General features: G+C 39.8%; 8 protein-coding genes. 7 read left to right on the top strand and 1 reads right to left on the bottom strand.

From position 1 onward, the window contains the following. Entirely contained in the window at positions 1–1,515 is a 1,515-nt protein-coding gene (locus B5G52_RS13630; RefSeq protein ID WP_087533193.1) for a curlin, read from the bottom strand. A gap of 599 nt (positions 1,516–2,114) precedes the next feature. Between B5G52_RS13630 and B5G52_RS13635 the strand changes: the two genes are divergently transcribed. The 7 genes from B5G52_RS13635 to B5G52_RS13665 all read left to right on the top strand — a co-directional run bounded on the left by B5G52_RS13635 (position 2,115) and on the right by B5G52_RS13665 (position 12,558). Beyond that, complete coding sequence (locus tag B5G52_RS13635; RefSeq protein ID WP_087533194.1) at positions 2,115–4,616, top strand: S8 family serine peptidase; 2,502 nt, start codon at positions 2,115–2,117, stop codon at positions 4,614–4,616. A gap of 352 nt (positions 4,617–4,968) precedes the next feature. Next, positions 4,969–5,649: an HAD family phosphatase gene (locus tag B5G52_RS13640; protein WP_087533195.1), complete on the top strand. Its 681-nt coding sequence runs from the start codon at positions 4,969–4,971 to the stop codon at positions 5,647–5,649. Further along, positions 5,646–6,608, top strand: coding sequence for a sugar-binding transcriptional regulator (locus B5G52_RS13645; protein WP_087533196.1), 963 nt, complete (start codon positions 5,646–5,648; stop codon positions 6,606–6,608). The genes B5G52_RS13640 and B5G52_RS13645 overlap by 4 nt, the downstream gene beginning before the upstream one ends. Before the next feature lie 71 nt (positions 6,609–6,679). Beyond that, positions 6,680–8,401 (top strand): cytosine permease, encoded by a 1,722-nt coding sequence (locus tag B5G52_RS13650; RefSeq protein WP_087533197.1) that lies wholly within the window; start codon positions 6,680–6,682, stop codon positions 8,399–8,401. Positions 8,402–8,423: 22 nt separating this feature from the next. Then, positions 8,424–9,947: a mannitol dehydrogenase family protein gene (locus B5G52_RS13655; RefSeq protein WP_087533198.1), complete on the top strand. Its 1,524-nt coding sequence runs from the start codon at positions 8,424–8,426 to the stop codon at positions 9,945–9,947. Between the two features lies 1 nt (position 9,948). Then, complete coding sequence (locus tag B5G52_RS13660; protein ID WP_087533199.1) at positions 9,949–10,863, top strand: carbohydrate kinase; 915 nt, start codon at positions 9,949–9,951, stop codon at positions 10,861–10,863. Between the two features lie 219 nt (positions 10,864–11,082). Beyond that, positions 11,083–12,558 carry a carbon starvation protein A gene (locus B5G52_RS13665; protein ID WP_087533200.1) on the top strand — a complete coding sequence of 492 codons (1,476 nt, stop codon included), beginning with the start codon at positions 11,083–11,085 and terminating at the stop codon, positions 12,556–12,558. Positions 12,559–13,050 lie beyond the last annotated feature (492 nt).

The raw sequence follows: 13,050 nt of genomic DNA on the forward strand, positions 1-13,050 counted from the left end.
CTATTCTTGGGTCACAGTAGCTGTGTTGTAATCACCTACTTGGGTGATGATCACAGAGCTATTAGAATTGGTAATATAGCCTTCGACCAAGTTACCGTTACCTACTTGAGATACTTCAAAGTTGATATTGTCACCACCAACAACAAATGCACCGCCGTCAATGCCAGCAACCATATTCATATCGCCTTGTTGGGCAATATCAATTGAGTGGTTGCTACCTTCCATAACTAAATCTATCGCATTTAGGTCGCCACTTTGTACAAAATCGACCGTGTTATTATTGCTGTCGATTACACTTGCAAAGGTGATAACTGCTTCGTTAGTGTTACCCAGTTGGTTGATATTAATATCATTATCGTTTGATGTAAGTGATGTGTCAGGGTATGAAGATTGGATCAATGCGGTGTTCATATCTCCAGCTTGCGCTAAATCAACATCATTGCCGTCACCATTAAAGTTAGCAATATGGGCGCTGTTTTCGTTACCAATTTGTGTGCTTGAAAACTCATTATCAGCACCCAGTATACCTAGGTAAGTTTCGTTCATTGCACCGTTTTGCATTACCGTTAGTTCGTTGTTATCACCGAGTACATCAACACCAACTTGATTATTATCTTGTTGCTGAGCAACAGAAACCTGGTTGTCATTCCCGGCAAATAACTCTGAAGTGAACGTATTGCTGTTGCCTTCTTGATCGATAGCTAGGTCGTTATCGTTACCTTCAACAGCCGCGAATGATGCTGTATTCGAGTCACCCGCTTGCTCAATCTCTAAGCTGCTATCATCGCCACGCATAGATAAAGCGGTAACAGTATTGAAATTACCATCTTGATCGATCACAACTTCATTAGCATTACCAACGAGTTCATTGAGTGTAAAAGCGTTAAACAAGCCGTTTTGAGTCACTTCAATGGTGTTTTCGTCACCGCTGATGAGCGACAGCGTCGCTTCATTTAAAAGGCCCGCTTGTGATGCGCTAATTTGGTTACCACTGCCTTGCAAATCAAAGTTATAGAACCAATGGCCGCCATCTTGTTGGGTTACTTCAATATCGTTGCTGTCACCTTGAACTACGTTAATCGCTTCGTTATTAATACCAAAAAAACCAGTACCGTATTGCGCAACTGTTACGGTGTTATCATTGCCCGTAATATCAGATAATGCGCCATTAACCTCACCATCTTGAGTGTGACTTAATGTGTTGTTATTGCCAGTGGTGTAAGTTAACGACAAGTTTTGCAGTTGTTTTTGATCAACGCTAATGCTGTTGTTATCGCCTAAACTTGTTACGTTTGCTTCAAGGCCATCACCTTGCTGCGTGACTGTTACATCGTTACCAATACCTTGCAATGAGGTTTGTTCAATGGTGAGTATATTACCCATCGCAGTACTAGAAACTTGGCTTGCTAATACGGAGCTTGATTGATTTTTATCATCAATATTTGCGTGTGCAACAAAGCTTGAACTTAATGCAATTGCGATTGCACATGTTAATAATGATTTCTTTAACTTCATGATTTTTCCTTAACTTATAATTATTAAAGCGACTATTTCAGTGCTATTGAGCACCCAAACTAGCTGCGTTGTTGTATTTCAGCATGCCTTGCTGATTAAGTTTTGTGATATCAAGAGCAAAAAAGCTCACCCTTGCAAAAGAGAGTGAAGAGTGATGTTGATAACAGTAGCGCTGTGGTGGCAGTTGACTGCTCGCACTCGTTAGTAACCGTTATCAACGAATGATCACTGTATGGTGAATTGAAAAAGACTTAAATCATCTCTTTTTAGGGTTTTTAATTTGCTTTATTTTCAGTTGGTTATGGTTTTTATTGAGTGTATTTACCGATTTCATATAAAAAGTGGTAATAAATGATGGGATCAAGTAAACGCAGTATTTACTACTTTAACTCATAAAAATGAATGTGTTGTTAACAACTGAACCTGTAAAAATAGTGTTAATGACTGATTTTTTAGTGATTATGCGAATTTTTCTTGTGTGTTATGGCTTTTCTGTTCATTTATAAGGCTTGCCATGTGATATTTCAAAAGTAGTGAAGTTAGCAAATCTTAGTTGCATTTATGCGACAAGTTGATATTTCTAACTATGGATACAGAATATGAAAACTAAATTATCTATTTTAAGTTTGGCAATTTTGCCATGTTTAGCAGCAGCACAAGTGACGACTATGACCGCAGAGCCAACTGTTCGCGCTGCTGAAAATTCGTTGCTTGTAATGTATAAAAAAGGCACCTCGCAGGCTATGCGCAGCCAAGCTCGCAGTTTAGTAAAAGCAAAAGTGAGTGATTTAAATAAAGATGGGGTTGATGACAACTATGCGTCGATTCTATCGGGCCGCTTAGCTAAATTTGAAGTTGCAGGAATGAGCACCAAGCAAGCGATTAAATTGCTGCAAACTCATGCTGCGATAGAGTACGTTGAGCCTGATTATCGCGTAAGTATTGCAACGGCTCCTAACGATCCTGACTTTTCAAAGTTGTGGGGATTACACAATGAAGGCCAATCCGGTGGAACAAATGATGCTGATATTGATGCACTTGAAGCATGGTCGATTACAACCGGTGGCAAAGATGTTGTTGTGGGCGTTATCGATACTGGCGTAGATCACAGTCATAGTGATTTAACGGCAAACATGTGGATAAACCCGAATGAAATTGCAGGCGATGGCATTGATAATGATGGTAATGGATACATTGATGATGTGCATGGTATTAATGCTATTACTAATGTTGGTGACCCAATGGATGACCAAGGTCATGGTACGCATGTATCAGGGACAATCGGCGCAGCTGGTAATAACAATAACGGTGTTGTAGGTGTTAATCATGAAGCGGCGATTGTTGGCTGTAAGTTTTTAGATGCGTCTGGCTCAGGCTCTACATCCGATGCGATTAAGTGTATTGATTACATGGTGAGCTTAAAAAATGATGGTGTGAATGTTCGCGTACTGAATAATAGCTGGGGCGGTGGTGGTTTTAGCCAAGCACTTGCTGATGCGATCACTGAAAGTGAACAAGCCGATATTTTATTTGTTGCTGCTGCAGGTAATGATGCAGTAGATAACGACCAAAATCCAAGCTATCCGTCTAACTACGAACATGCAAGTGTATTGTCAGTCGCCAGTACGGATCGTAACGATAATATGTCAGATTTTTCTCAGTGGGGACTCGCGAGTGTTGATTTAGGCGCACCTGGCAGTGCTATTTTATCAACTGTTCCGAGTAATGGCTATGCAACCTACTCAGGCACATCAATGGCGACACCTCATGTTGCTGGGGTTGCTGCTTTAGTGCTTTCTATTAATCCGGATCTTACAACCAGCGAACTAAAACAGCTATTAATGGATAGCGGTGACGATAATGCTCAGCTGCAAGGTAAAACTGTTTCAGGTAAACGACTAAATGCGAATCAAGCATTAGAGCAAGCAGATCCAACACCAAGCTTTAAATTATCTGTCACACCAACTACTCAGCAGATCACGGCCGGTGAAACGGCAACTTATACATTCGAAATTGGCTCCATAGCAGATTGGAATGGCGTGGTTGATCTAGAGTTAGTGAGTGATTTAGCGCAGGCGAGTTTATCAGCAACAACCGCAATTCCGGGCGATACCGTAACATTAACGGTACCTACGTTAGAGTCAACCCAATGGGGAAGCTATAACTTTACTGTAAATGGCAGCTCAGGTGAACTTGCTAAGCAAAAGTCAGTAAGTTTATTGGTTGACCCGGTGGGCTTAAATGATTTCACTTACACAAATGAAACCCCTGTTGATATTCCCGATAACGATACAGCTGGTATCAGTTCAGTGATCACAGTAAATGATCCGCTGACTGTTTTTGCAACTCAAGCGAGTATTGATATTTCACATACTTACGTTGGTGATTTAATCGTTACGTTAACGTCGCCTAACGGAACAAGCTCTACATTACATAGCCAGTCAGGCGGTAGCGCTGATGATATAGTTCAAAGCTACTCTTTAGCTGATTTTAATGGTGAAGTGGCAACGGGTGATTGGGTATTACATGTTGAAGATACCTATGCAGCAGATTCAGGCACGCTGAATAATTGGTCGTTGACCTTTAGTGCCATTGGTGAAGTTAGCCCACAACCACCAGAGGCCGGTTTTGAGTTTGACACACAAGGCCTTGCAGTAAGCTTTACAGACACTAGCCGTGATGCAAATAACGATATCATGCAGTGGAGCTGGGACTTTGGGGATGGCGCTACGTCAACAGATGCAAGCCCAGCGCATACCTATGCGCAAGCAGGCAATTATGAAGTAAGCCTGATGGTCACTGATAGCGAAGGCAATACTGATACATCAATGCAAACAGTGGTTGTGAGTGATGTTGAGGTAGAGTTGAGCTTAGTACGTGCCAATAAAACACGCCTTAATACTATGCGCGTAGAGTTAAGTTGGCCACAAGTTGGCGAGCAAGCACTCAATGTATATAGAAATGGCGAGCTGCTTGGTACAACCGCAGACACAGGTCGCTATCGTGACTTTGCTCGTAATGCCACATTACCTGTATATGACTACCAACTATGTGTTACTGAAAATGTATGTTCGAACATTGTGACGGTTACATTCGAATAAGCTAGATAAATCTTAATTATCTACAAAGCTCTGCTATCCCCTGCAGGGCTTTTATTGCTCTGTTTTTATCTATTTATAAACTTGCGCCATTCAGCCTTTTAGCTGAACCCAGTGTATGGAGTGGGTGCTTGTAATGTCTTTTTAATCACTCTTAGACTTAAGTCTTATGCTTGACGCTAACTCATTCGAAACTACAGATTTTTCATCCTTTTCTTCACCAATGATATTCATTCTGGTGCATTAGATATTCACTTTTTATTGACATTTACCTATATAGAAGGGAATATGCTCGCTCTGTGGGCTAATGCCCAGATTGGTGAGTGATGGGTTTAATTGCACAAAAAGGTGGCAAATGGCCAATAAGATAGAGCTAGTTATATTTGATTGTGACGGTGTTGTTATTGATAGCGAGGTACTAAGTGCCCGAGTGTTAATAGACATGTTGAGAGATTTCAATATCAATATAGACATGCATTATGTTCAGCGTCATTTTTTAGGTTGTAGCTTTAAATCAGTTAGCGAGAAAATAGCCACCGCTTTTGAGGTTAATTTACCACATCAGTTTGAGAGCGATTACAGGCACACGCTGGTTACTATGTTTGCAGAGCATTTACAGCCAACGGCAGGTATTAAGAACATATTGTTAAACTTAAATGTGCCATTTTGTATTGCAACTAGTAGCAGTTTACAAAGAACGCAAAAAGCATTACATGCAGTTAAATTTGACTCATTATTTACAAATATTTTTACCAGTGAAGAAGTTACTTTAGGTAAACCAGCGCCAGATTTATTTCTACATGCCGCAAATAAGATGGGTGTTTTACCGCAAAACTGTTTAGTCATTGAGGATAGTAGCGCAGGCATTCAAGCTGCAATAAGCGCAAATATGCCAGTCATGCACTATTTTGGCGGTCAGCATTTAGAGAAGGGTGTTAACCATGTACATATAAACTTCCCTGAAGTTGCATTGCTTGATCATTGGCAGTCGTTTTTTATTTCCCATCCAGAGCTTAAAAGTAAGTCGTTATTATGAAACAAAAATCAAACAGCGAATTAAAAAAACTAGAAGATGCTGCACGTGCAGCGTGGCTTTATTATGTGGCAAAAAATACACAAGATGAGATAGCGCAAAAATTAGATGTATCACGTCAATCTGCGCAACGACTGATTGCACTCGCTGTAAGCGAAGGCTTAATAAAAGTTAGATTAGATCACCCAATTACTCATTGTATGGAACTTGCCGAGCAGCTAAAAACAGCATTTAATTTATTAGAATGTGAGGTTGCACCAAGTGATCCTACTGATATTAATTCTACTTACGGCCTTGCACAAAGTGGCGCAAAAATATTAGAGCGTTATTTAAAATCAAAACAGCCCAAAACACTTGCCTTTGGAACAGGGCGTTCATTAAAAGCGTGTATTGAAGAGCTGCCTAACATGGATTGCGAACAGCATAAATTAGTCTCGATTGTGGGCAATATGATGCAAGATGGCTCCGCTTCAAAATTTGATATTGTGGTCAGTATGGCTAATCGTGTTAATGCTAAGCACTTCCCGTTACCTCTGCCTTTATTTGCACAAACACAAGCGCAAAAACACTTATTACACGACTTAGCTCCCGTGAAAAATATCTTCCAACTAGCTGCGAATGCTGATGCTACTTTCGTGGGAGTAGGTCATATGACAAAAAATTCACCGTTATTGATGGATGGTTTTATTGAACCTGAACAACTGCAATCATTTCAAGACACTGGCGTGGTAGGTGAAGTTGTAAGTTGGCTTTATGACGAAAACGGTAAACTTATTAATAACGAGCTCACTCAGTGCTTATTGAGTGCGCCACTACAAATTAAGACAGATAAACCTGTTTTTGGTATTGCTGCTGGTCCGGAAAAAGTGACGGCTTTAATAAGCGCTTTGAAAGGTAAGCTGATTAATTCGTTAATTACTAATGAATATACAGCTGAACAAATTCTTAAACGTATTTCATAAAAATTAATAACACGCCTTAAATCGTTATTCGTACAAGGGTACGAACAATGGTATGGGTATAGGAAGTGATAATGACAACACATCAAAACACACCTAATTTTAGTGAGGTAAATGAGGAGCAGCTACCGGTTGCTCAACACAAGCTTCATGGCTGGAAGCACTTTGCTGGGCTATATGCCGGTGAGCATGTTGCAGCAACTGAGTTTGTAATAGGTGCAACATTTGTGGCTCTGGGTGCCTCAACAATGGATATATTACTCGGTTTACTAATTGGTAATTTACTTGCCATGTGTTCTTGGTGGTTGATCACTGCACCCATTGCAGTAGAAACTCGTCTGAGTTTATATAACTACTTAAACAAAATTGCTGGTAACTCAATGACCAAGCTCTATAACTGGGCTAACGTGGTTATTTTTAGTGTGATATCAGCGGCGATGATCACGGTATCTTCCACCGCGGTGCGGTTTTTGTTTGATATACCCGCGCAGCTTGACTGGTATCCAAATAGCTTGTCGTTTGTAGCCATTGTTTTAGCCGTTGGCTCTATCGTGGTGTTTGTCGCTATGTATGGTTTTTCTACGGTTGCTGACTTTTCAAAACTGTGCGCGCCGTGGCTATTTGTTATTTTTGTGGGTGGCTCGTTTGTGCTTTTTCCTGAGTTATCAAATCACGTATTGGGGTCAACCACATTATCAGGGTTTAGTGACTTTATTGCGATAGGCGACGCTTCAATTTGGACAGGAACAAATGCTGATGGTGAAAAAGGCATTGGTCTGTTAGAAGTGATTGGCTTTGCATGGGCTGCTAATTCAATTACCCACTTTGGTTTAATCGACATGGCTATTTTTAGATTTGCGAAACGCAAAAGCTATGGTTTGTTCTCTGGTGTGGGCATGTTTTTTGGTCATTACTTAGCGTGGATCTCTGCGGGTATTATGGGCGCAGGTGTTGCGGTATTACTAAAAACAACGATTTCATCACTGGATCCGGGCGACGTTGCATACCATGCATTAGGTTGGACTGGTTTTGTGATTGTTATTATTGCTGGTTGGACAACAGCTAACGCAAACCTTTATCGTGCAGGCCTTGCAGCGCAATCCATATTTGTTAATCAATCACGTGAACGCACAACCGCTATTGTTGGTGTGGTCACCGTGATTATTGCGTGTTTCCCATTTGTATTTTCACAAATGCTACCGCTACTTACCTACGCTGGTTTATTAGTTGTGCCTGTGGGCGGCATTGTATTTGCTGAGCATGTGTTATTTCCTAAAATTGGCTTAACACGTTATTGGGCTAAATATAAAAATATAACTCGCAGTGTACCTGCCATTGCTTCTTGGGCTGCTGCATTGGTATTTGGTTTTGGTTTAAATGCGCTTGATGTGATGTCGTTTTATTATTTATTTATTCCTACTTGGTTTTTTACCATCGTTATATACACCGCCTTAGCTAAAAAATATGGCGCTGATGAAGATTACAGCGATGCAATTATTGCAGATGAACAAGAATTAAAAGCAATTAAGGCGTATCAGCAAGATGCAGCTAAAACCCTTTCACCTGTTGTTATTGACTCATCAGTGTTTACGAAAGTATTGAATGCGATATCAACATTATCATTAATCACTATTTTTATTTTTGCCAGCCAAGTGATGTTTTTTAGCGACACTATGAGCATTTATAAAGATAACAAATCACTTTTTGAAATAGTGTGCTTCATCTGTACGCTTCTATATTTTGCAACTGCTTACTGGTCGCTCAAGCGCCATAAAGCATTGAATACCTCATCGTAAATCTGTTTAGTAAGGCAACGATATGACCAAATTACAACACACACAAGCTCATACTACTGAGCTAAATCAGCACAATATTGCTTCATTATCGAATATTGTTGATGTTCCTACTTACGATCGTAGCAAAGTTAAAGCAGGTATTGTACACATAGGTGTGGGCGGCTTTCACCGTGCGCATCAAGCAGCTTATATAAATGAGTTGCTTAAAACCTCAGGGAACGAGCAGTGGGGAATTTGTGGCGTTGGTCTGTTAGAAGCAAACCGTGGTTTGCGAGATGTTCTGGCCAAACAAGACAATCTTTATACACTTACTATTAGGCATCCAAATGGGCGTGTTGAAAACAAGGTTATAGGTTCAATGGTGGAGTTCTTGTTTGCACCTGAAAGCAAACAAACGGTTATTGATAAAATGGCTCACCCAGATACAAAAATTGTCTCGTTGACCATTACGGAAGGGGGTTATAATTTACACCCAGCTACCGGCGAATTTGATTATTCCACCCCCGATATTATTCATGATATTGCTAATCCATCAGAACCAATTACTGCCTTTGGTTATATAACTGCGGCGCTTAAACTACGCAAAGAGCAAGGCCTTGCGGCATTTACAGTGCAATCGTGCGATAACATTCAACATAACGGACACGTTACGCGAAAAATGTTATTAGCCTTTGCCCATAAACAAGATGCTGAATTAGCGCATTGGATTGAGCAAAATGTTGCATTTCCTAATGCCATGGTTGACCGTATTACGCCCATTTCAAAACAATCTGATATTGATTATGTGAGCCAAGCTTACGGTGTAACTGACGGCTGGCCAATTACCTGTGAATCTTTTACTCAATGGGTTATTGAAGATTCGTTTAGTAATGGTCGCCCTAACTGGGATACTGTTGGTGCGCAGTTTGTTAGCGATGTAACGCCTTATGAAAAAATGAAAATTCGTTTATTAAATGCGGGTCATTCAGTACTTGGGTTGTTAGGTGAACTTCATGGTTACAGTACTATTGATGAAACGGTATCCGATCCATTATTTGCTAAATACCTCCGTGCATTTATGGATTTAGAAGTAACACCTCTGCTGGATGAGCTTCCTGGTATTGATCTTGATAGCTACAAAGATACTTTAATCGAGCGTTTTGCTAACCCAAATATTAAAGACAGTCTTGCGCGTATTTGCTCACAAAGTTCAGCAAAATTACCTAAATTTTTAATCGCAACTATCAGTGACAATCTTATCCAAGAGCGAGATATATCATTGGCCACATTAGTGATTGCAAGTTGGTGTCTATACAGTGATAAGGGTGTAAATCAACAAGGTGAAACGCTTGAAATTCATGATGATATGGCTCAAGAGTTAAACGCCGCGGCTAAGTTAACTACAATAAAGCCGACGTCATTTATTGAACTTGAAAGTCTTTTTGGTGACTTAGCCGAAAATGAAGAGTTTATCAGCCAGTATACTCATTCAATAACCGCAATTTATGCACCTCAGAGCCAAATAAAAGATGTAATGGCAGCCACCTTAGCTAAAAAGGGTAAATAAAATGAGTGTATTGATAAAGCAAAAAGTAGCCAGCGATTTAACTATTAGCTGTTTTGGTGAAGTTTTATGGGATTGCTTTGACTCAGGTAAGCGATTAGGTGGTGCGCCTTTAAACATGTGCGTTCGCATAAATGCATTGGGTATTAAAGCAAATATGATAAGCGCGGTAGGTAATGATGAGCTTGGTCATGAATTGCTAGGTGAAATAGCCGCTAGGGGCGTTAGTTGTGACTACATCGCAGCAAACAGCAAGCCGACAAGTATTGTTGAAGTGACACTCGATAATAGTGGTAGTGCAAGTTATACCATTGTCGCTGATACGGCATGGGATAACATTGCTTTAACCGATAAATTGGTCAACAAAGTGTCTACGGATGATGTATTTGTATTCGGTAGTTTAATTGGCCGCAGTGCTCATTCTTACGCTACTTTACAGCAACTACTTGAGGTGGCGAACTTTAAAGTATTTGATGTTAATCTTCGTGCTCCTCATTATAAGCTTAATACTTTGATAGAGCTTATGAATAAAGCAGACTTTATAAAGCTTAACGATGATGAGCTTTATGAAATAGCAAAAGCGATGGGATGTAAGTATCACTCACTTGAACAAAATCTCGCGTATATTGCTGAGCACACCAACACTGATTATTTGTGTGTCACAAAAGGCAGCCATGGTGCTTTACTTACGATTAAAGGGGTTAATTACTACAACTCTGGCTATTTAATCAATGTGGTTGATACTGTGGGTGCTGGGGATTCATTTTTAGGTGCGCTTATATATCAACTGTGTAGTAGTAATGATCCTCAACACAGCGTTGACTTCGCATGTGCTGTAGGGGCAATGGTTGCAGAAAGTCAGGGGGCTACGCCAATTTTAAGTCATCAACAAATTAATGAGTTTATGGATCCTGTGTGATCTAGATGCTATTTAGAAAGCGGTTTTATTAACCGCTTTTTTGTTGCCTATGATTTGTGGGTACGAGTACTTTGTACCAATATATTTTGCAATATTATCTTATAGTCTTATTGTTTATCAAGCCAAGCACTGATAACGTGCGGCGATTGTTCACGGATTGAAAAGCGGAGCGGCCGACAACACGCTCTAATACACTCATACAAAAAGAGAAACGTGCTAATGATAATCTTTTTTATCTGTCTAACTATTTTAATACTGGGCTATAAGTTCTATAGTCCTTTTGTAGAAAAACAAGCAGGTATGGACTCGACTGTAGCCACACCACAAACGCGTTTTAGCGAAGGTGTTGATTATGTACCGATTCATCCAGTTCGTGCATTTTTAATTCAGTTTTTAAATATCGCCGGTGTGGGCCCCATTTTTGGTCCCATACTTGGTGCATTATACGGGCCAGTTGCCTTGGTCTGGATTGTATTGGGTAATGTACTTGGTGGTGCCGTACATGATTTTTTCTCGGGTGTAATGAGCATCAAAGAAGATGGCAAAAGTTTACCTGAGATAGCTGGTAAGTATTACAATGTGGTATTTAAAGGCTTTATGTTAATTTTCACCGCCATGCTGCTGTTTTTTGTGGGTGTGGTGTTCATCATGAGCCCTGCTGGCCTGTTGAGTAATTTGGATTTATTTAAAGATACCTTTTTAGCAAATAATACTTTTTGGGTGTTGGCTATTTTAGCGTATTACTTTTTAGCCACTTTATTACCAATTGATAAAATAATAACGCGCTTTTATCCAATCTTTGGTTTATTGATGATTGTGATGACGGTGGCGGTTGCCGTCTCATTATTAATGAATGCACCACATCTACCAGTGGCAGGTGATTTTTTAGCATACTTTGAAGCGGATCATGCGCATGATTTCTTATCACCAAACCCTGATGGCTTGCCAACTTGGCCATTGTTGTTTATTACTATTACATGTGGTGCGATTAGTGGCTTCCATTCAACGCAAGCACCTATTATCGCGCGCTGTTTAACCAACGAAAAATACGTACGTCCAGTTTATTACGGCGCAATGATGTGTGAAGGTATTGTCGGTTGTGTTTGGGCACTTGCAGGTATTGCAGCATTCCCTGAAGGCTATGAAGGCTATGAAGGCTTAAAATCAATGCTTGATTTAGGTGGCCCGGGGCTGGTGGTTAATCACATTGCCAATAGTTACTTAGGTGTGCTGGGCGGGATTATGGCTATTATCGCTGTTGCGGTATTCCCAATCACTTCAGGTGATACGGCGTTTCGCTCACTACGCTTAACTGTGGTTGATGCCTTTAATATTCCACAAAGTTTACGCAACCGCTTATTGTTAGCAGTGCCAATTTTGACGATAGCATACTTTATGACAAAGCTTGATTTCTCATTAATTTGGCGCTATTTCGCGTTTTCAAATATGTTGTTATCGACCAGTGTATTATGGCTTGCAACTAAGTATTTATTTGACCGTGGTGCGTTCCACTGGATTGCCAGTGTACCTGCAGTAATTGCCACCGCAGTGACTCTTTCATACATAATGACTGCGGCCATAGGCTTTAACTTATCAAGTGATTTTGGTAAGCCAATTGGTATCGTTGTTGCTGTAGTCGGCCTGATAGGGCTTGTTATAGTGAACTCAAAGCATAAAAAATCGTTAGCGCAGTAATTGCTAATAAATATGAAAAAGCGAGCAATCACAGCTCGCTTTTTTGTAAATTATGTGGTGAGACAATTATCATATATATCTTTAAACCAAAGTTATAATTGTATTTAAAATACGTTTATAACTGATATTAAAAGCTGATATCGTGATACGGCTAATTGAGATGCTAAACTACAATATTTTCTAACAAGATAGTTTTACTGTTCTAGTAAACCTGAAGAACCACAATAAAATTAGTTAACATGCCAAATATTCTAAACACAGACGATAATTATAAAAATACCAACAAAAACTTGGTGAGTGTTTTTAACGTTAGCTTGCCCACCTTATTCCTAGTTTGTAAATCACACCTACGCAGAGTATAGCATTTCATGCACTGAACCTGCTGTCATTGCAATTAAATTAATCAATCCAAAAGTACTGCCTTTTTGTAAAACTAGCATATTGATATGCGTTAATAATATATAAAATATATTGTATACAATGATAATTAAA

Origin of the sequence: Pseudoalteromonas sp. A601, from assembly GCF_002165575.1 — a bacterium.
GTDB lineage: Bacteria > Pseudomonadota > Gammaproteobacteria > Enterobacterales > Alteromonadaceae > Pseudoalteromonas.

What these genes read in the sequence shown, in the direction of transcription:
- B5G52_RS13630 (WP_087533193.1), bottom strand. Translation starts at nt 1,515, where the DNA reads ATGAAGTTAAAGAAATCATTATTAACATGTGCAATCGCAATTGCATTA.
- B5G52_RS13665 (WP_087533200.1), top strand. Translation starts at nt 11,083, where the DNA reads ATGATAATCTTTTTTATCTGTCTAACTATTTTAATACTGGGCTATAAG.
- B5G52_RS13655 (WP_087533198.1), top strand. Translation starts at nt 8,424, where the DNA reads ATGACCAAATTACAACACACACAAGCTCATACTACTGAGCTAAATCAG.
- B5G52_RS13645 (WP_087533196.1), top strand. Translation starts at nt 5,646, where the DNA reads ATGAAACAAAAATCAAACAGCGAATTAAAAAAACTAGAAGATGCTGCA.
- B5G52_RS13650 (WP_087533197.1), top strand. Translation starts at nt 6,680, where the DNA reads ATGACAACACATCAAAACACACCTAATTTTAGTGAGGTAAATGAGGAG.
- B5G52_RS13640 (WP_087533195.1), top strand. Translation starts at nt 4,969, where the DNA reads ATGGCCAATAAGATAGAGCTAGTTATATTTGATTGTGACGGTGTTGTT.
- B5G52_RS13660 (WP_087533199.1), top strand. Translation starts at nt 9,949, where the DNA reads ATGAGTGTATTGATAAAGCAAAAAGTAGCCAGCGATTTAACTATTAGC.
- B5G52_RS13635 (WP_087533194.1), top strand. Translation starts at nt 2,115, where the DNA reads ATGAAAACTAAATTATCTATTTTAAGTTTGGCAATTTTGCCATGTTTA.